This window comes from Pseudomonas sp. m6p, from assembly GCF_055760375.1.
The window spans coordinates 4019157-4039475 of the sequence record NZ_CM147084.1; the positions used below are offsets into that span (position 1 = coordinate 4019157).

Annotated in this window: 18 protein-coding genes; 7 read left to right on the forward strand and 11 right to left on the reverse strand. The window is 59.8% G+C overall.

Annotated elements, in window-relative coordinates; genetic code table 11:
* Positions 1–137 precede the first annotated feature (137 nt).
* On the reverse strand, positions 138–743 hold the full coding sequence (locus ACYZUM_RS18245; protein WP_473060980.1) for a hypothetical protein: 606 nt from the start codon (positions 741–743) through the stop codon (positions 138–140).
* 141 nt (positions 744–884) lie between these two features.
* Here ACYZUM_RS18245 and ACYZUM_RS18250 point away from each other — a divergent pair, with 141 nt between their 5' ends.
* Positions 885–1676, forward strand: a complete 792-nt coding sequence (locus ACYZUM_RS18250; RefSeq protein ID WP_222018612.1) for a dienelactone hydrolase family protein — start codon at positions 885–887, stop codon at positions 1674–1676.
* A gap of 194 nt (positions 1677–1870) precedes the next feature.
* Positions 1871–2596, forward strand: coding sequence for a 4'-phosphopantetheinyl transferase family protein (locus tag ACYZUM_RS18255; protein ID WP_095668551.1), 726 nt, complete (start codon positions 1871–1873; stop codon positions 2594–2596).
* A 143-nt stretch (positions 2597–2739) separates the two neighbouring features.
* On the opposite strand, the gene ACYZUM_RS18260 is transcribed toward ACYZUM_RS18255, so the two are convergent.
* Positions 2740–4350, reverse strand: a complete 1611-nt coding sequence (locus ACYZUM_RS18260) for an ATP-binding protein (protein ID WP_041067572.1) — start codon at positions 4348–4350, stop codon at positions 2740–2742.
* Complete coding sequence (locus ACYZUM_RS18265; protein WP_047295809.1) at positions 4347–5069, reverse strand: response regulator; 723 nt, start codon at positions 5067–5069, stop codon at positions 4347–4349. Before ACYZUM_RS18265 ends, ACYZUM_RS18260 begins: the two co-directional genes overlap by 4 nt.
* A gap of 857 nt (positions 5070–5926) precedes the next feature.
* Between ACYZUM_RS18265 and ACYZUM_RS18270 the strand changes: the two genes are divergently transcribed.
* Entirely contained in the window at positions 5927–8821 is a 2895-nt protein-coding gene (locus ACYZUM_RS18270) for a ribonucleoside-diphosphate reductase subunit alpha (protein WP_041067575.1), read from the forward strand.
* Positions 8822–9485: 664 nt separating this feature from the next.
* Here ACYZUM_RS18270 and flgE read toward each other — a convergent pair.
* The 6 genes from flgE to ACYZUM_RS18300 form a co-directional block, all read right to left on the reverse strand.
* Positions 9486–10802: a flagellar hook protein FlgE gene (flgE, locus tag ACYZUM_RS18275; RefSeq protein ID WP_041075033.1), complete on the reverse strand. Its 1317-nt coding sequence runs from the start codon at positions 10800–10802 to the stop codon at positions 9486–9488.
* A 30-nt stretch (positions 10803–10832) separates the two neighbouring features.
* Positions 10833–11561 carry a flagellar hook assembly protein FlgD gene (gene flgD, locus ACYZUM_RS18280; protein ID WP_145594382.1) on the reverse strand — a complete coding sequence of 243 codons (729 nt, stop codon included), beginning with the start codon at positions 11559–11561 and terminating at the stop codon, positions 10833–10835.
* 15 nt (positions 11562–11576) lie between these two features.
* Positions 11577–12020, reverse strand: coding sequence for a flagellar basal body rod protein FlgC (gene flgC / locus ACYZUM_RS18285; RefSeq protein ID WP_003227217.1), 444 nt, complete (start codon positions 12018–12020; stop codon positions 11577–11579).
* 3 nt (positions 12021–12023) lie between these two features.
* Positions 12024–12431: a flagellar basal body rod protein FlgB gene (flgB, locus tag ACYZUM_RS18290; RefSeq protein ID WP_025112931.1), complete on the reverse strand. Its 408-nt coding sequence runs from the start codon at positions 12429–12431 to the stop codon at positions 12024–12026.
* 338 nt (positions 12432–12769) lie between these two features.
* Positions 12770–13597 (reverse strand): protein-glutamate O-methyltransferase CheR, encoded by an 828-nt coding sequence (gene cheR / locus ACYZUM_RS18295; protein WP_007963053.1) that lies wholly within the window; start codon positions 13595–13597, stop codon positions 12770–12772.
* 46 nt (positions 13598–13643) lie between these two features.
* Complete coding sequence (locus tag ACYZUM_RS18300; protein WP_041074300.1) at positions 13644–14576, reverse strand: chemotaxis protein CheV; 933 nt, start codon at positions 14574–14576, stop codon at positions 13644–13646.
* 82 nt (positions 14577–14658) lie between these two features.
* Here ACYZUM_RS18300 and flgA point away from each other — a divergent pair, with 82 nt between their 5' ends.
* The 4 genes from flgA to ACYZUM_RS18320 all read left to right on the forward strand — a co-directional run bounded on the left by flgA (position 14659) and on the right by ACYZUM_RS18320 (position 17262).
* Complete coding sequence (gene flgA, locus ACYZUM_RS18305) at positions 14659–15420, forward strand: flagellar basal body P-ring formation chaperone FlgA (protein ID WP_081755196.1); 762 nt, start codon at positions 14659–14661, stop codon at positions 15418–15420.
* A gap of 160 nt (positions 15421–15580) precedes the next feature.
* Entirely contained in the window at positions 15581–15907 is a 327-nt protein-coding gene (gene flgM, locus ACYZUM_RS18310; RefSeq protein ID WP_041074296.1) for a flagellar biosynthesis anti-sigma factor FlgM, read from the forward strand.
* Between the two features lie 48 nt (positions 15908–15955).
* The gene (locus ACYZUM_RS18315; protein ID WP_027612275.1) at positions 15956–16423 is read left to right on the forward strand and encodes a flagella synthesis protein FlgN; all 468 of its coding nucleotides are present in this window, start codon (positions 15956–15958) and stop codon (positions 16421–16423) included.
* A gap of 92 nt (positions 16424–16515) precedes the next feature.
* Complete coding sequence (locus tag ACYZUM_RS18320) at positions 16516–17262, forward strand: flagellar brake protein (protein ID WP_041074294.1); 747 nt, start codon at positions 16516–16518, stop codon at positions 17260–17262.
* Positions 17263–17493: 231 nt separating this feature from the next.
* Here ACYZUM_RS18320 and ACYZUM_RS18325 read toward each other — a convergent pair whose 3' ends face one another.
* Positions 17494–18876, reverse strand: coding sequence for an MFS transporter (locus ACYZUM_RS18325; RefSeq protein WP_145594383.1), 1383 nt, complete (start codon positions 18874–18876; stop codon positions 17494–17496).
* Between the two features lie 69 nt (positions 18877–18945).
* The gene (locus ACYZUM_RS18330) at positions 18946–20187 is read right to left on the reverse strand and encodes a glutamine synthetase family protein (RefSeq protein WP_473061362.1); all 1242 of its coding nucleotides are present in this window, start codon (positions 20185–20187) and stop codon (positions 18946–18948) included.
* Between the last annotated feature and the right edge of the window lie 132 nt (positions 20188–20319).

Sequence of the window (20319 nt, forward strand, 5' to 3'; positions counted from 1 at the left end):
CAAATCAAAAACTCCAACAACGCATGTGTGGGAGCGGGCTTGCTCGCAAAGGCGATGTATCAGCCAACAGTGTTGTCGACTGATAGACCACTTTCGCGAGCAAGCTCGCTCCCACAGGGTCTAGAGCGGACCGCGCTTTAGAAAGCGTAGTTCGCCGACAGGTAAGTCTGGGCGCTGCTGGTCAAGTCCAGCGAGCCTTGCTTGCTGCCACCGCTCTCTTTCATTTCGGTGCTGGCGTTGCTCATCAGGTAACGGTAACCGAGTTCCACCGAAACGTTCTGCGCCACTTGTTGCAGCACACCGAACTGACCACCAACGGCGTACCCGATGTCGCTGTCACGGCTATAGCCTGGCGAATCCTGGGTCAGCTTGGTCAAACCGGCCGTGGCACCACCGAACAGGTTGGTGCTGCCGCCCACTGGATAGAACAGATCGTAGCTGCCCAGCAGATTTTCCTGGCGCAGTTTAATGCCATTGTGCGAACCGGACACGTTGTCGTAAGTGGCGTAGTAGCGACCTTGCGAGTTTTGCTGACCGAGGCGCACGCCGTAAGTGTTGTTGCCATCGATTGCGCCGCTGGCGTCCGGGTGGCCAAGGTTGTCGTTCAGCGCGTGGGACTTTTTGACCTTGTCACTGGTCTGGCCGAACGTCAGACCGGCGAAGTTGCTGGTGTCATCGGCATGTGCCGCAAGGCTGGAGCCCAACAAGGTAAAAGCCAGCAGCAGTTTGTTCAGACGATTCATCGCGTTTCCTCTTTCACAGTGCTGTTTGGGTATGGCGCAAGGTTACTGAGCTGCCCCTGTACCTGCCCTGAACGCTCTCTGAACCTGCGCTGAATCAAATCGACTAGGCTGTTCTGACCACTTTCGATAAGGAGACCGACCATGCGCCTGTTTTTCGCCCTTGCCCTGCTCGCCGCCAGCAGCCTGGCCAACGCTGCGATCAAGACTCAGGAGATTCCTTACCAGAGCGCCGACGGCACCCGACTGATCGGCTACTACGCCTACGACGACGCGATCAAGGGCAAACGCCCGGGCGTGGTGGTGGTGCATGAATGGTGGGGCCTGAACGATTACGCCAAACGCCGCGCCCGCGACCTCGCCGAACTGGGCTACAGCGCCTTGGCAATCGACATGTATGGCGAGGGCAAGAACACCGAGCACCCAAAAGATGCGATGGCGTTCATGCAGGCCGCGACCCAGGATGCCGCCGCCTCCAGCAAACGTTTCGAGGCCGGGCTGAACCTGCTGAAAAAGCAGCCGCAGACCGACGTCAATAAAATCGCCGCCATCGGCTACTGCTTCGGCGGTGGCGTGGTGCTCAATGCGGCGCGTCAGGGCGAGCCGCTGGCGGGCGTGGTGAGTTTCCACGGTGCGCTGGCGACCACTACCCCGGCGACGCCCGGCAGTGTGAAAGCGAAAATTCTGGTCGAGCACGGCGCGCTGGACAGCATGGTCACTGCCGACAACGTCACCGCGTTCAAATCCGAAATGGACAAGGCCGGCGCCGACTACAGATTCGTCAGCCTCGACGGCGCCAAGCACGGTTTCACCAATCCGGATGCCGATCGCTTGAGCCACGGCGATCACGGTGGCCCGGATATCGGCTACAACAAAGCGGCCGATGAAAAATCCTGGGCGGACATGAAGGCGTTCTTCCAGAAGATTTTTGGCTGACTGTTGCCTTTGTGGCGAGGGAGCTTGCTCCCGCTCGGCGGCGAAGCCGTCGCAAAAACCTGCCGACGCGGTTTACCTGACAGATCTCGTCCACAGATTTGGGGGGGGCTTTGCCCCCAGCGGGAGCAAGCTCCCTCGCCACAAAAGTGTGCAGCCTCTACCCAGTCGTGACTTCAACCGGCAAAATGCCCGCCATGAATTCCAGCCCGCCCCTCCCCGCCTGCTGCACCCCGCTCGACGCCCATTGGCCGTTGCCCAACGTGTTGCCCGACACCGTCCTGCTCAGTACCCGTTTCGACCCGAAGCAACTGCTCGGCGATGACTTCCAGCGCAGTGCCATCGAGCCGCCGCCGAGCATTCAGCGCTCGGTGGCCAAACGGCAGGCCGAGTTTCTCGCCGGGCGGATTTGTGCCCGGGCTGCGCTGCAGCAACTGGAAGGCTCAAACGTGATTCCGGCGATTGGCGAAGACCGTGCGCCGGTGTGGCCCGCGCACATCTGCGGCTCGATCACCCACAGCACCGGACACGCGGCGGCGATTGTCGCCAACAAGCGACACTGGCGCGGCTTGGGCATGGACCTGGAAAACCTGCTCGAGACCGAGCGTGCCGAACGCCTGGCCGGGGAGATCCTCACGCCAGCGGAATTGCAGCGCATGGCCGCCGGCTCGCGAGAGCAACTGGGGTTGTGGGTGACCCTGACGTTTTCGGTGAAAGAGAGCCTGTTCAAGGCGCTGTACCCGATTGTGCAGAAGCGCTTTTATTTCGAGCACGCCGAGGTGCTGGAGTGGACGGAGCAGGGTCAGGTTCGCTTGCGCTTGCTGACCGATCTTTCAGGTGAATGGCGTCATGGCACCGAGCTGGACGCGCAGTTTGGTGTGCAGGATGGGCAGTTGTTGAGTCTGGTCAGCATCCCTGCCTGAGGATTTTTCAGCGCCGGTGAGAGCCCCATCGCTGGCAAGCCAGCTCCCACAGGTTTCAGGGGTGTATCCAAAATCTGTGCTCACCACGGACACTGTGGGAGCTGGCTTGCCAGCGATGGGGGCCGGCAAACCCAGCACAAAACTCAGCGGCGTTCCTGATTCCTCGGCCAGCTCAGACTGAAGCAGGCCCCACCCAGACTCTTGCTCTTGTTGATCAGCGCCCGCCCGTCATGCCAGTGAATGATCCGCCGCACAATCGACAGACCCAGCCCATGCCCGCCCGACGCCCGTGTGCGGCTGTCATCCAGACGCAGGAACGGCGTGAAGATGCGCTCCCACGCCGACTCCGGCACACCCGGCCCGTCATCCTCGACGTCCACCCGGCAGCGCAGCTGCCCAACCTGATAACTCACCGTGACGTTCGAGTGCGCATGGCGCATCGCGTTGCTCACCAGGTTCTGCAACGCGCGGTGCAAAAAGCGCGGCTCGGCCTCGACCCAGGCGCCGTCATTATCGGCAGCGGACAGGCACAACCCGCGCTGCACCGTGACCTCGGCACGCAACGGCGCCAGTTCTTCAATCACTTGATTGACCAGCGCATCGAGGTCGATGCGTTGAAAGGTCAGCGCGGGCGACCCCTGCTCCAGCCGCGCGTAGGTGAGCATTTCGTCCACCAGCTTATCGAGATCCTCGATGTCGTGATCCATGCCCTCGCGGTACTTTTCCAGCGCCTGCGGGGTGGTGGCCGAGCCGATCATCTCCAACCCGAATCGCAGACGCGCCACGGGTGTACGCAACTCATGGGACACCGCGCGCACCAGTTCGCGCTGGATCGCCAGCAACTGCTGCAAGTGCTCGGCCATGCCGTTGAACGCTGCCGCCAGCCGCCCCACCGAGTCAGCGCCACGGGCCGGCACGCGGGTTTCCAGACTGCCCTTGGCGATGCGCGTGGCTGCGGCCTCGAGACCGCGCAGACGTCGTTCGAGCTGGCGCACCAACAGATAAACGATCAGGCCGATCAGGCTCAGGCCGAGGGCCGCAATCAGCACCAGCCATTGCGGCGGATACGGATTCATCTGATACAGCGGACCGATTTCCAGCACCCACGGCGTGCCGACCATGCCGGCAAACACCCGGATCGAATCCCCGCCCTTGCCCAGCGCCATCACCGTATCGCCCTCGGACACACGGCGGCTCTGGTCTTCGTCCATGTCGGCCTCGTTGACCGTGACCAGGCGCAAATCAAAACCGAAACCTTTCTCCTCCTTTAACTGCGCCAGCCGCTTGGGCTGTTCGCCAACCGGCACCCGCACCAGTTCATCGGCCAGCAGGTAAATAGTCGCGCGGGCCAGTTGTTCGCTGATCTGCTGGACGTCGCCGGTCAGCAGCAACTGTTCCTTGTCGCTGACCAGTCGATAGACCCGCGCCGCATGCGGGCCGGTCTGCTCCACCAAGGCCTGACCGCGCTGCACCCGGGCGCGCTGAGAGAGATCCAGATCGGTCTCGGAAAACGTCTTCAGCGCCAGCGGAATCCCCAGCAGACGCTCCCAGACCAACAATGCCCGGTGGCGCTCGGTTGCGTTCATCGGTTGCAGGTTGTCGGCCATCAGCGAGAACGTGCCGTGGGCCAGGCGCTCGCGGTATTGCTCGCTGCGCACCTGATTGAGCAGGTGCAATGCCAGCACCCCAAGCACCGCCACCAGAATCAGCGCCGCGCACATGCCGCCATAGATGCGCAGGAAGATCGAGTTCACAGCGCCAGATCCACACAGGCTTCCGGAACGAACAGATAGCCTTTGCTGCGGATGGTCTTGATCAGGCGCGGATGATCGGGGTCATCGCCGATTTTCGGGCGGATGCGCGAGATGCGCACATCGATCGAGCGGTCCTGACCGTCATAGCCGATGCCACGCAGCGCAGTGAAAATTTCTTCGCGAGAGAGGATTCGTCCGGCATTCGATACCAGCAGCCAGAGCAGGTCGAATTCGGCGCTGGTCAGTTCGATGCCGCTGTCACTGAGCCAGGCTTCGCGCAAGGCGTTGTCCACCACCAGCGGGCCGAATTGCAGGCGACGGCTTTTTTCCGTGACCGGCTCGGCGCTGTCACTGCGCCGCAGCAAAGCCTGAATCCGTGCCAGCAACAGCCGTGGGCGCACCGGTTTGCACACGTAATCGTCGGCACCGAGGTCGAGGCCCTGGATCTGGTCGGCATCGTCGGTGCGCGCGGTGAGCATCAGGATCGGCCCGTCGTAACGGTCGCGGACCTTGCGGCAAATGCTCAAGCCGTCTTCACCGGGCAGCATCAGGTCGAGGATCACCAGGTCCGGCTGCTCCTTGATGATCCGCGCCGCCGCCAGCGCGCCGTTGCCTTCGATCTCCACGCGCAATCCATTGGCTTGCAGGTACTCGCGGGTGAGTTCGGCCAGACGCTGGTCGTCCTCGACTATCAATACCTGCCAGGCTTCTTGCTCCACCGGTGACCTCTGCTTGCTGTTTTTGTTAATAAGGCAGAAACACACTGCCCCCTGTAGGAGCTGCCGCAGGCTGCGATCTTTTGCTTTTAAAAAGCAAGGTCAAAAGATCGCAGCCTGCGGCAGCTCCCACACAGGCGTGCGGTTGCCCGCAGATTCCGATGCTCCCGTCTTTTTGTCATCTTTTGGGAGCATAAGAATGGGTAAACGCCGCCCGATTGTATAAACGGCGTACCGGCAGAACACAAGTCGGCAAATGCGTTCGGACACGGCGGTTTTTTGTGATAGGGTTCGCGCCCTTAAAAATCCGCTGAAGCGTTTTTCCCGCGTGAAAAACAGTGACAAACGGTCTAGCTCAGCAGGTTCGCGGCCTACACGCGAATCAGCCCTTTCGCACACAATTTACGCACAGGTTTATCCACAGGCTATACGTTGCAATACTCCCCCGAAACGCATTATCTTGTAGCCCGTGCGCAAAAAAACCCTACATGTAGGGGTTAGCGCTAAAAAACCAAACACAAACCGGACTGTGAATTCAAGGCTTTTTATTGCCATTGTCGGGTTGAACCAAACGTATTTTCAGAAGCCCAAACCGCGCCTGCGGATGGCTACCGTTTTTCGGTCGACCACGACGATAACGGTACGGGTGTTGCAGTGACGAATCTGCTCCCCGAAAGGAATGCGGTTTCACGCGTAAAGCGCGAACCGAAGACTTCGGCATGGAAGCGGCGCCCACAAGGCCCCCTTCCTGAACTGTCCCGAAGTCGTTATGCCCGGCGCGTGCCGGTTGTAGTGCTTCAGGACGGAACGGTGGGCACCTTCATGGTGCCCAAACAAACATAGAGAACGTGGAGACACCCATGCAAACCGACACAACTCGCGAGAACCCGCAGGGCACCTTGCCGCAGGCCGCCGATTCGAATTCGGATCTGGCCGCCACCGCGCCTGGTCAACTGCGCGTGATCAAGCGTAATGGCACTGTCGTTCCTTACACCGATGACAAGATCACCGTCGCTATCACCAAAGCGTTTCTCGCAGTTGAGGGCGGCACCGCTGCCGCTTCGTCGCGAATCCACGACACCGTTGCCCGCCTGACCGAACAAGTCACCGCGACCTTCAAGCGTCGCATGCCGTCGGGCGGCACCATCCACATCGAAGAAATCCAGGACCAGGTCGAACTGGCCCTGATGCGTGCCGGCGAGCAGAAAGTCGCTCGCGACTACGTGATCTACCGTGACGCCCGCTCGAAAGAACGCGCAGCCCATACCCCGGTCGAAGCCGCAGTCGATGCGCACCCGTCGATCCGCATCACCCGCGCCGACGGCAGCCTCGCGCCGCTGGACATGGGCCGCCTGAACACCATCGTCACCGAAGCCTGCGAAGGCCTGGCTGAAGTCGATGGCGACCTGATCCAGCGCGAAACCCTGAAAAACCTGTACGACGGCGTGGCCCTGAACGACGTCAACACCGCATTGGTGATGACCGCGCGTACCCTGGTTGAACGTGAGCCGAACTACTCGTTCGTCACCGCCCGCCTGCTGATGGACACCCTGCGTGCCGAAGGCCTGGGCTTCCTCGGCGTGGCCGAGAGCGCCACTCACCACGAAATGGCCGACCTGTACGCCAAGGCGCTGCCGGCTTATATCGCCAAAGGTATCGAGTTCGAACTGCTGAACCCTGTGCTGGCCTCCTTCGACCTGGAAAAACTGGGCAAGGCGATCAACCACGAGCGCGACCAGCAATTCACCTACCTGGGCCTGCAGACCCTGTACGACCGTTACTTCATCCACAAGGATGGCGTGCGTTTCGAACTGCCGCAGATCTTCTTCATGCGCGTGGCCATGGGCCTGGCGATCGAAGAGAAGCAGAAAGAAGACCGTGCGATCGAGTTCTACAACCTGCTGTCGTCCTTCGACTACATGGCTTCGACCCCAACACTGTTCAACGCCGGTACCCTGCGTCCACAGCTGTCGAGCTGCTACCTGACCACCGTTCCAGACGACCTGTCGGGCATCTACCACGCGATCCACGACAACGCCATGTTGTCCAAATTCGCTGGCGGCCTGGGCAACGACTGGACGCCGGTGCGTGCACTGGGTTCGTACATCAAGGGCACCAACGGCAAGTCGCAAGGCGTGGTTCCGTTCCTCAAAGTAGTGAACGACACCGCCGTCGCCGTTAACCAGGGTGGCAAGCGCAAAGGCGCTGTGTGTGCCTACCTGGAAACCTGGCACATGGACATCGAAGAGTTCATCGAACTGCGCAAGAACACCGGTGATGACCGTCGTCGTACCCACGACATGAACACCGCCAACTGGATCCCTGACCTGTTCATGAAGCGTGTCTTCGATGACGGCAAGTGGACCCTGTTCTCGCCTTCCGAAGTTCCGGACCTGCACGACCTGACCGGTAAAGCCTTCGAAGAGCGCTACGAGTACTACGAAGCCCTGACCGAGTACCCGGGCAAGGTCAAGCTGTTCAAGACCATCCAGGCCAAAGACCTGTGGCGCAAAATGCTCTCCATGCTGTTTGAAACCGGCCACCCGTGGCTGACGTTCAAAGACCCGTGCAACCTGCGCAGCCCGCAGCAGCACGTCGGCGTTGTTCACAGCTCGAACCTGTGCACCGAGATCACCTTGAACACCAACAAGGACGAGATCGCCGTTTGCAACCTGGGCTCGATCAACCTGCCGAACCACATCGTCGACGGCAAGCTGGACACCGCCAAGCTGCAACGCACCGTGAACACCGCCGTGCGCATGCTCGACAACGTGATCGACATCAACTACTACTCGGTGCCGCAAGCGAAGAACTCCAACTTCCGCCACCGTCCGGTCGGTCTGGGCATCATGGGCTTCCAGGACGCGCTGTACCTGCAGCACATCCCTTACGGTTCCGACGCGGCCGTCGAGTTCGCCGACAAGTCGATGGAAGCGGTCAGCTATTACGCGATCCAGGCGTCCTGCGACCTGGCCGACGAGCGCGGCGCGTACGAGACGTTCAACGGTTCGCTGTGGTCCAAAGGCATCCTGCCGCTGGATTCGCAACAGATCCTGATCGAACAGCGCGGCCAGAAGTACATCGACGTTGACCTGAACGAAACCCTGGACTGGGCACCGGTTCGCGCCCGTGTACAGAAAGGCATTCGTAACTCCAACATCATGGCCATCGCACCGACCGCGACCATCGCCAACATCACCGGCGTCTCGCAGTCGATCGAACCGACCTACCAGAACCTGTATGTGAAATCGAACCTGTCGGGCGAATTCACCGTGATCAACCCGTACCTGGTTCGCGACCTCAAGGCTCGCGGTCTGTGGGACTCGGTCATGATCAACGACCTGAAGTACTACGACGGTTCGGTGCAGCAGATCGAGCGCATCCCGCAAGAACTCAAAGAGCTCTACGCGACCGCGTTCGAAGTGGACACCAAGTGGATCGTTGACGCCGCCAGCCGTCGTCAGAAGTGGATCGACCAGGCCCAGTCGCTGAACCTGTACATCGCCGGCGCCTCGGGCAAGAAACTCGACGTGACCTACCGCATGGCCTGGTACCGTGGTCTGAAAACCACTTACTACCTCCGTGCCCTGGCCGCGACCAGCACCGAGAAGTCGACCATCAACACCGGCAAGCTGAACGCTGTTTCCAGCGGCGGCAACCACGGCGACGATTCGGTTCTGGCAGCTCCAGCCGGTCCGGCGCCAGTGCCAAAGGCTTGCGCGATCGACGAGCCGGATTGCGAAGCTTGCCAATAAGCTGAGCCGGATCAGGCGTCGCGAGACGCCTGATGCTTCCAGGCAAAAGAAACCCCCGACAGACTTCTGGTGTGTCGGGGGTTTTCTTTTGTCCGCCATTTACCTGTCGGAGCTGTCGAGTGCAACGAGGCTGCGATCTTTTGACCTTTAGTGCTCTGCCAAAGATCAAAAGATCGCAGCCTTCGGCAGCTCCTACAGTGATTACGTGAATCTGACGGAGATTAGTTGGCTCGCGGGCTGGCTTCCACAGAAGAGCAAAAGCCAAGCGCATGCTTTTCACCACTCAATGGCCGAGTGTCAGCTCGCCGAAAGCTTTTGATCTTGCCGTACCGGCCCCGTCGGCAGGCTGAGTGGAGGGATTTATCCGGGGGTGGGAGCGAAGCGACCGTTTGGCGAAGCCAAACACAGCGAGAGGAGGTGCAGCGAAGCAAACCGGAGGCGATGCCCCCCGGATGAATCCCGCAGCGAAGGAACCCGAGCCTAAGCGAGGGCCGAACGTTGGGGCCAAGCGTTTTGGTTACTTTTGGGCGTCTGCAAAAGTGACTCGCCGTAAGGGCGAAACCCTAAGTAGCCGTTACCGCAGCAACGGATAAGCTCACAAAACAATAGCCCACAAAAAAGCCCCTCAAAAAGAGGGGCTCCCTTGCACAATCAGAAACCGCAATCAGGTCATCTGAATGATGGTCTGCATGATGGTGCTCTGGGTGGAGATAGTCTTGGCGTTCGCCTGATAGTTGCTCTGGCCCTTGATCAGATCCACCAGCTCGTTGGTCAGGTTAACGTTGGACTCTTCCAGCGAGTTGGACACCACCTCACCCAAGGTACCGGTTTTCGGCGCGTCGTAACCCGGGATACCCGAGGCGAACGTCTCTTTCCAGCTGGTGCCGCCGACAGGCTGCAGGCCTTGCTCGTTGGTGAAGCTGGCCAGCGCAACCTGGCCGATGGCCTTGCTCTGGTTGTTGCTGAAGTTGGCGAACAGCGTACCGGTGCCGTCGATGGTCAGGTTGGTGATCTGGCCAGTGGCGTAACCATCCTGAGTCGGGATCGAACGAGCGGTATCTGCGTTGTACTGGGTGGTCTGCGCCATCGAAATGGTGATACCGGCCGGGTTCGCCGAAGCGCCGTTAGGCGTGAACGTCCCGTTAACCACAGTACCCGGCACCCAGCCAGTGAGCTTCAGGTCACTGCTGATCACAGGACCTGGCAGAGTGCTGACCTGGGTCAGCTTGCCAGCGGAGTCAAACGTCATGGTAGAAGGTGTCGGCGCGGTGACCTTCGGATCGCTGCCGGTAGCGTCCGGGTTACGACCGTCTACCAGGGTGTAGACCTTCCAGGTGTTCTGGCCAGTCTTCACCACGTACTGATCCATGACGTGCGAGTTGCCCTGGGAATCATAGATCGGCGTACTGAACTGCTTGGTGTAAGTCTCAAGTTTTGACGGATCGAACTTGCCGGCCGCCACTGTGTCGTCGATCACCGGTGCCGACGAATTCAGGTTGATGGTCGAGGTCACCAGCGAGGTGGACTTCGGCGCCAGGTTGGAAGTATCGATTTTCAGGTCGGTCAGCACACCATTGATGATCTTGCCGTTGGCATCCACACCGTAACCTTGCAGACGCGAGGTGTAGTCGGTGTTGGTGATGTAACCGGCGTTGTCGACTTTGAACGTACCGGCACGGGTATAGGAAATCGAGCCGTTGTTGCTCATGGTGAAGAAGCCGGAACCGTTGATGCCCATGTCCAGCACGTTACCGGTGTTGTTGATGTCACCCTGGGTGAACTGCTGGGACACGTTGGCCAGGCGCACGCCGTTGCCGATGACCTTGCTGCCGCTACCCAGGCGAGTGGCCGAGTAGACGTCTTCGAATTCTGCACGGGACGATTTGAAACCGGCGGTCGCGACGTTGGCGATGTTGTTGCCGGTCACGTCCAGTTGTTTGTTGGCTGCATAGAGACCGCTAAGGCCGATATTGAAAGACATATTCCACTCCTTTGTGCCGGTTAGTCGGCTCTATATACCAATGGTTTGTACTTTGGACAGGGCGACGGTGCCCTTGCCGGACAGGTTGAGCATCAACTCGCCACCGGTCTGGCTGATCGTCACGCTGTTGACCGTGGCTGGCAGGTAGGTCGCCATATCGGTCGAGGTGCCATTGATCGAGGCGTTGGCCTTGACGGTATAGGTACCGGTCTTCACCAGGTTGCCGTCCTTGTCCTTGCCGTCCCAGGTGAAGCTCGCGCTGCCTGCGGCGCGACTGCCCAGATCGAGGGTGCGAACGACCGCGCCGCTGCTGTCGGTAATGCTGACGGTGCCGCCGGCAATCGACGATGGAACGGTGACCGAACCGGTCATGCCTTTGCTCGGGTCGTCCAGTTGAACGGTGTTGGTCTGCACGATCACGTTGCGACCGACCAGCGACGACGCCTGCAGTGCCTGCGACGAGTTGTAATTGCCGGCCAGCGAGCTGACGGTGCTGTTGAGGGTGGTGATGCCCTCAAGGCTGCTGAACTGCGCCAGCTGCGCAACAAAGGCGCTGTTGTCCTGCGGGTCGAGCGGGTTCTGGTTTTTCAACTGGGTGACCAGCAATTGCAGGAACGCATCCTTGCCCAGGGCTTGGCCGCCGGTGGAGCTGTTGGTGGCCGAGGCAATGCCATCAGTGGTCGTACTGCTCGTTTTCTTCGAGGAGTTCGCCAGGATGTCATTCATGCTCAGGCTGCTGGTGGTATCGGAAACACTCATGGCAGTCGCCCCTTATTACTGACCGAGGGTCAGTACCTTCTGCATCATGGTTTTGGCGGTGTTCATCATTTCGGCGTTGGTCTGGAACGACCGGCTCGCGGAAATCATGTCAGCCATTTCTTCCACCACGTTGACGTTCGGGTAGTACACGTAGCCCTTGGCGTCAGCGGCCGGATGGTTCGGCTCGTAGCGTGCTTCGAGGTTGCTCTGGTCTTCGACCACGCCAAGTACCTGCACGCCCTGCCCTGCGGCGTCCTGGCTCTGGAACAGCGAGTTGCTGCCGCTGTTCTGGCCGCCCTGAAACATGGTGGCGAACACCGGGTGACGGGCGCGGTAGGTCTGGTCGATGCTCGACGAAACGGTTTCGGCGTTGGCGATGTTCGACGCCACGGTGTTCAGACGTGTGGTTTGTGCGCTCATGCCGCTGCCGGCAATGTTGAAAACGCTGGACAGGGACATGGATTACTCTCCGCGCAGGGCCGATACCAGCCCTTTGAATTTGCTGTTGAGCAGGGTGAAGCTGGCCTGGAAGCCCACGGCGTTTTCCGCGTAGTTGGACTGTTCCAGCTGAGCATCCACGGTGTTCTGGTCAATCGAAGGCTGCATCGGCGTGCGATACATCAGCGACTCGTCGCCATTGCCCAGGCCTTCAGCTTCGATGTGACGGCTGTTGGTCATGTTCAGGGCGATGGTGCCGTTGGCGTTTTTCTGGCTCTGTGCTTCGAGCACTTTGGAGAAGTCCAGATCCCGAGCCTTGTAGTTCGGGGTATCGGCGTTGGCGATGTTGTTGGCCAGCACTTCAGCGCGCTGGGCACGGAAACCCAATGCCTTTTCGTGAATGCCGAGCGCTTTATCGAAGCTGATGCTCATGTCGGGAACCTTCGGGTGAGCGGTTTTTCGTACCTGAGCTTTAGCAAGCGCCGTGCCAAACACAAAAACCCAGGTAAACCGGGGCTTTGCGGGGAATCGGCAAAGCGGCAATGCCAGAAAAGCGGCAACCGGTTTCCGCTGCCTGCCGCTTTTCTGCCGCTTCGTCCTGTTAACACCTCTCCCTGTAGGAGCTGCCGAAGGCTGCGATCTTTTGATCTTGATCCTTCAAAACAGGATCAAAAGATCGCAGCCTTCGGCAGCTCCTACATGAAACAAAGCATCAGGCATAAAAAAGGGAGCCCTTGGGGCTCCCGATTTTGTATGCCTGATGCTTTGTTTCACTTCGCCTGGTAAATGATCCCCGGACTGCACTGAACCATCTGGTAATGATCCGGCAAACCGTTCAGCGCTTCGGACGCGCCAAGGAACAGATAGCCGCCCGGCTTCAGCGTGCTGTGAATACGCAACAGGATGTCTTTCTTCACCTCGGCGGAGAAGTAGATCAGCACGTTGCGGCAGAACACGATGTCGAACTTGCCCAGACTGGCGTAGCTGTCGAGCAGGTTGAACGAACGGAATTCCACCCGGTTCTTGATCGGCGCCTTGATCACCCAGCGCCCCGGCCCTTTCGGGTCGAAGTAGCGCTGCAGGCGATCAGCGGACAGACCGCGACCGATGGCCAGGCTGTCGTACTCGCCGGTCTTGCAGTTGGTCAGCATGCTGCCGGACAGGTCGGTGGCAACGATCTGCACGCCCATCTTCAACTGACCAAGGTTGCTGCGCTCGAACTCGTCGATCGACATCGACAGCGAATACGGTTCCTGACCCGACGAGCATGCCGCCGACCAGATCCGCAGACGCTGGTTGGGGCTGGCCTTGATCGCCTCGGGCAGCACCTTGTTCTTCAAGACTTCAAACGGATAGGTGTCGCGAAACCACAGGGTTTCGTTGGTCGTCATGGCATCGACCACCTGCTCGCGCAAACCGCTGCGCGGCTGGGTCTGGATGCGCTGTACCAGCTCACCCAGGGACTTGATGCCTTGCTGCTCCATCAGTTTGTTGAGACGGCTCGAGACCAGGTACTGCTTGTTTTCACCGAGCAAAATGCCACAGGCTTTTTCCAGGAAGACCCGGAACTGTTCGAAATCCAAATTACCCGTAGACAATGATGCCGCCTCTTAAATCGTGTTGACCGCCAGGGGCAGAAGGCCCCTAGCTGATATCTGCTGCTTTGATCCGGTCGACTACCCGGGATGCCAGGTCATCAGGACGGAATTTGGCCAGGAAGTCATCGGCACCGACTTTCTTGACCATCGCCTGATTGAATACCCCCGACAACGAAGTATGCAGGATGATATGAAGCTTTTGCATGCGTGGATCGCTGCGGATTTCCGCCGTCAGGGTGTACCCGTCCATCTCCGGCATCTCGATGTCGGAAATCATCATCAGGAACTCTTCTTCCGGCTTCTTGCCCTCATCGACCAGCTTGCGCAGGTAATCCAGTGCCTGCTTGCCGTCGTTCAGCGCCACCACTTCGACCCCGACCGTCTGCAGGCAACGCGTGACCTGCTTGCGCGCCACCGACGAGTCATCGACCGTCAGCACCCGCAGCGACAACGCCTTGCTCTGGGTTTCGACATCGACCACACCGACCGAAATCGCCTCGGGCGTCGGCGCGACTTCCGCCAGCACCTTCTCGACATCGATGATTTCGACTAACTGATTGTCGACTCGAGTCACAGCGGTCAGGTAATGATCGCGCCCCGTGCCCTTGGGCGGCGGATGGATCTCTTCCCAGTTCATGTTGACGATGCGCTCCACCGAGCGAACCAGGAAACCCTGGGTCTTGGTGTTGTACTCCGTGATGATCACGAACGGACTGTTCTTGTCTTTCAACGCCCCGGAACCGGTCGCCATTGCCAGATCAAGGATCGGAATGGTCGCCCCCCGGATATTCGCCACCCCGCACACGACAGGACTGGACTTGGGCATCAACGTCAGCGACGGGCATTGCAGCACTTCCCGCACCTTGAACACGTTGATGCCGTAGAGCTGTTGACCGTCAAGACGGAACAACAACAGCTCCAGGCGATTCTGCCCTACCAGTTGCGTGCGCTGGTTCACCGAATCCATTACACCAGCCATGCCCAGACTCCTACACCAACGCCAAGTGTTGTTGCGACGCACATTCATTGCTAAACGGCACGGCGCTTGCTTTTTAACTCGTATGAACGCTCAAACGACATTTTTCCGACGCCTGACCTCCCGCACCCGCAAAGCGCTGTGCGCGACGTCTGCCGTCTGCTTGTTTTTCGCTGGCAGCCCTGCCGGTGCTGATACGGTTACCTTGCCTGACATGCTTATCGGCGTCACTCAGGGCTTTCTTGAGTTCACCGTAGAAGACTATCTGGCTACCAGTCAAACGGAAGGCCGCTACGAAATCGAGGTCAACCAGCTCGACCCGCGTATGCGCATGCCTATGTGCGACAAGGAATTGACAGCGTCGCTGGAGAGTCCTGCACGTCCGCTGGGCCGGGTGACGGTCAAGGTCCGGTGCGAAGGAAGCTCGCCGTGGACAGTGTTCGTGCCCGCTCAAGTCCGCCTGTTTCGCGAGATTGTCACCACCACCCGACCGCTCAAACGCGCCGGCATTATCGAGCCGCAAGACGTGACCTTGCGTGAACGCGACATCAGCCAGATCAATCAGGGTTTTCTGACGTCGGTGGATGAAGCCATCGGGCAGAAATTAACCCGACCAACGGTAGCCGATCAGGTGATTACCCTGGTGCATCTGGAACAGGCAGAAGTGGTGCGCAAGGGCGATCAGGTGGTCATCATCGCCCGCAGCGGCACGCTTGCCGTGCGCATGCCCGGTGAAGCCCTGGCCAATGGCGGTTTGAAAGAACAGATCCGGGTAAAAAACCTTAATTCCAACCGGGTAATCAAGGCGCAGGTCATCGCGCCGGGCCAAGTGGAAGTCGCCATGTAAAACGCTCGAGCAGAAAACTGGCGCCAGCCCCGACGCTTCCCTAAACTGTGCCGCAGCAGGACACGCTTCGGCACATGCAGCTCATTGCAAAGTGAGCCTAAAGTTTTCCAGGGAATGGCCGAGAACATGGCAAGCGTCCAAATTCCCAGAGGTTTTTAACATGGTCATCGATTTCAGCCGTTTGAACAGCTCCTCGTCACTTACGGGCAGTACGCGTACCAGCAACGCCAAGGAAACCGCCGAAACCGGCACCTCCGCGCCGCTGAATACCCAGGCCGAAACGGCCGGTACCGCAAAAAGCGGGGAATCGGTACACCTCAGCAATGAGGCTCAACAGTTGCAGAAGGTCACTGACAAGCTGCGCGATCAGCCTGCCGTCGACAAAGCCCGCGTGGCCGAGTTGAAAGCAGCGATTGCCGATGGCAGCTACAAGGTCGACAGCAACCGTGTAGCCAGCAAACTGCTCAACTTCGAAGCCCAGCGCTAGGCTTTTGCCGGCGCCAGGCTTTTGGACGCTTAGAACCCAAGGCCAGCCATGCACGACACTAATTTATTGCAACTGATCACTGACGACTTTGCTCCAGCTCAACAATTGCTGGAGTTGCTGCAAACCGAGTCCCTCGCCTTGCACGGTCGCGACATGCCTCTGCTCGAAGATATTCTGGCGCGCAAACAGGCATTGATCATTCTGCTTGAACAGCATGGCCGCAAGCGCAGCGAAATCCTTGCCAGCCTCAACCTGCCGCTCGACCGCCAGGGCCTGGAGCAACTGGCCAGCCAGTCGAGCATTGGCGACCAGTTGCTGTCCCAAAGCGATGTGCTGACCGACCTGATTGCCCAGTGCCAGGCGGCCAACGTCAAGAACGGCCAGTCGATCCAGATCCAGCAGGCCGCTACGGCCAATCAGCTGAAAATCCTCACCGGGGGCGAACCGCCAGCGCTGTATGACGCCTCGGGCACTTTCGCCAAACCCACCAAGCCGCGTACGCTCAGCCAGGCGTGAGCCATTCGATGTGCCTGCACTATCAACCCGCGAAACATGCTGGCAAAATGCTGGCTAGTCGTAGTCAAATTTTGTCTGGAGATTGAGAAAACGTGCCAAACGCCCTAAGCGCGGATGATACTCCGCAGCCACCAAAGGTGCTGACCACGCCCCTGGAAATCTCCAGCAACCTGCGCCAGCTGCAAGAAAGCCACGATCCGCTGATCATCACCTTCCATGAGCGCAGCCAGCGCTTCCAGAGCTACCTGATCAAGGTTGACCGGGAAACCGCGACGATTGCCCTGGACGAAATGATCCCGCGCGATGGCGAGCGTTTTCTGCAGGCGGGCGAACCGTTCAAGGTCGAAGGCTTCCACGAGGGCGTGCGCATCGCCTGGGAATGCACTGGCACGCTGAACATCGAAGAATCCGACGGTGACCGCTTCTACACCGGTCAACTGCCAACCGAAGTGGTCTACCACCAGCGCCGCAATGCCTTTCGTGCCGCGTTGAAGCTGACCGATCTGGTCAGCGTCGAACTTGGCGGCGAAAAACTCAAGGCGCCGATCAACGGCAAACTGCTGGATATTTCCGCCACCGGTTGCAAGCTGCGCTTTGAAGGCGACATCACCGACCGCCTGCAACTGGGCCAGGTCTATGACCGCATGATCGCCACCCCACTGTTCGGCAATCAACCGATCTCGGTCGAGCTGCGCTATCTGCACTTCGAAGAAAAGCTCAACATCACCTTCGCCGGCTTGCGCTTCCACAACATCAGTGGCCAAGCGGCGCGCAACGTCGAGCGCTTCGTTTATCAACTGCAGCGTGAAGCACGCCGGTTCGATAAAGACGATCTGTGATTCGCACAGGCAAATAGAAAGGGCAGTCCCTGGCGGGACTGCCCTTTTTTATGCAAGAAATCTTTCTGCCAGCACCGGACACCTGTGGCGAGGGAGCTTGCTCCCGCTGGGGCGCGAAGCGCCCCCCCGCCCTTTATCTGGCAAGCGGGGCCTGCTGCGCAGTCCAGCGGGAGCAAGCTCCCTCGCCACAGTGACAGTGTCTGTCTCTGAACAGCCTTACTCTCACCCGATTCAGGGTCTGGCCCCACTGATGTCCGGTGTCGGTTTATCGCCCTCATCAGCCGGATCAGTTTCCACCGCCACTTCAGGCTGCACTTCGGGTTCTGGCTCCGGTTCTGGCTCCGGCGTAACCGTGGTCTGCATCTGCTCCTGCACCACCTGCTCATCCACCCGCGGATCGAGCGCGGCCACCAGCGGCGAGCTGGACATGCTGTCGGGCATCGCCACGTGATGCAGCGGTGCGTCGTCGACCTGATGCAGATTGGTCACCGCTTTCGGCCGAATGCGCCACACCAGCACCAACGCAAAGAAGCTGAAGAACGCGTACAAACTCTGACTGCCGAACAGCTTCATCAGCACGCCCGCCAGCAGCGGACCGATACTCGCGCCGACCCCGTAGGTCACCAGCAGCATCGCCGTCAGCGACACCCGGCGATCGCCCTCGACATGGTCGTTGGAGAACGCCACCGCCAGCGGATACAGGCAGAACTGCACCAGCGAACAAAGGAAGCCGACCACGAACAGCACCTCAAGCGGCACCTGCGGCAAGATCGCCAACGGCAACGCCGCCACCGCGAGGAATCCGGCAAAACAACGAATCAGCAGCGCTCGGTCATAACGGTCGGACAACCAGCCCAACGGCCACTGCACCAGCAGTCCGGCAAAAATGCAGCTACCCATGAACAGACCGACCTGCTCGGTCGACAGCCCCTGCTGCGACGCATACAACGGCGCCAGACCGTAGAACGAGCCGATGATCAGGCCTGCGCCGAGCACCGTGCTCAACGACTGCGGCACGCGCTTGATAAAGAAGCGCGGCTCCATCGGTGCCGGATGCAGCGGCGCCGGGTGAATCCGTCGGGTCAGCGCCACCGGCACCAGGCACAGGGCAAAACACAGCGCGACCAGCATCAGCAGCTCCAACCCCAGGCCCGGGTGCATGACCAGAATCAACTGACCGAGCACCAGCCCCAAGTAAGAAGCGATCATATAACCGCTGAACACCAGCCCACGCTGGTTGGCGTCGGCCTGCTCGTTGAGCCAGCTCTCGATCACCATGTACTGACACATCATGCCCAGACCGACGATGGTCCGCAGCACCAGCCACGCCGGCAGCCAGTCCACCAGGCCATGCCCGAGCACCGCCGCGCCGACGATCCCGGCACACGCCGAATACGCTCGAATGTGTCCGACACGGGCGATCAAGCGGTGACCGATCTTGCCGCCCAGCACCAGGCCGAAATAGTTGGCCGCCATCAGCGCACCAACCCACAGCCCATCGACATGGTCAGCGGCCAGGCGCAATGCCAGGTAAGTAGAAAGAAGGCCCGAGCCGATCAACATCATCAGCGAGGCGAAATACAGCGCTCGAAAGGATTTCCAGATTTGGCGCATCGGCGTTCCGAGCGGCTCCTTGCAGTGAGTATCGGGCTATCCAAACGATAGCCCGATGGCGACGGTTCGTCAGGCCTGGGCTGCTAGAACACGCCGTTCCCAGGGAGTGATTTCATCAAAGAAGCTGGTCAACTCCATGGTCTTCGAAGCGATGTAGCCTTCGATGAACTCCTGTCCGAACAGTTCCCTGGCCAATTGGCTACGTTTCAGACGCTCGAGCGCGGCATGCAAGGTACACGGCAGCGAAAGATTGTCCGGCACTTCGAATTCGCCCTGAATCGCCGCGCTCGGCTCCAGCTCATGTTCGATCCCGTGCAAGCCGGCAGCCAGACTCGCGGCAATCGCCAGATACGGGTTGGCATCGGCGCCAGGCAACCGGTTTTCCACGCGTCGAGCCACTGGCGAACTGGCCGGAATGCGCAACCCTGCGGCGCGGTTGTCGTGGGACCAGCAGGCATTGTTGGGCGATGCATACGGGTGACACAAACGCTGATAGGAGTTCACGTTCGGCGCAAACAGCGCAGTGAAATCGGCCATGGCCGCCTGCTGCCCGCCGATGAAATGGCGGAACATCGCCGTCGGCTGGCCATTCTCGTCACTGAACACGTTGCTGCCGGTGGCGATCTCGACGACGCTCTGGTGAATGTGCATCGAACTGCCCGGTGTGTGCGCCAGCGGCTTGGCCATGCACACCACGTTCAGACCATGCTTGAGCGCGACTTCCTTGAGCAGGTGTTTGAACAGGAAGGTCTGGTCGGCCAGCAACAGCGGATCACCGTGCAGCAGATTGATCTCGAACTGGCTGACGCCCATTTCATGCATGAAGGTATCGCGCGGCAGACCGAGGGCCGCCATGCATTTATAGACTTCGCTGAAGAACGGCCGCAGACCGTTATTGGAACTGACGCTGAACGCCGACTGACCATCCTCGCGGCGCCCGTCGAGGCCGACTGGCGGACGGAACGGCTGGGTCGGATCGGTGTTCGGCGCGAAGACGAAAAACTCCAGCTCGGTCGCCACCACCGGCGCCAAGCCACGTGCGGCGTAACGGGCGATGACTTTCTTCAGTTGACCACGGGTCGACAGGTTTGAGCTTTCGCCGCTCAGTTCGTCAGCATCGCAGATGGCCAGGGCACGTGGCTCGTCGCTCCATGGCAAGGGATGAATCATGCTCGGCTCGGCGACCAGCGCCAGATCGCCGTCATCGCTGCCGTAAAACCGCGCCGGCGGATAACCGCCCATGATGCATTGCAGCAGCACCCCCCGCGCCATCTGCAAACGCCGGCCCTCGAGGAATCCCTCGGCGGTCATCACCTTGCCGCGCGGCACGCCGTTCAAATCCGGCGTGACACATTCAATCTCATCAATGCCGGTCAGTCGCTGCGCGAGTGAACGCTGGCCATCGGTTGTCATGACGCAATCCTTGTTATTGTGCGAGCCGCG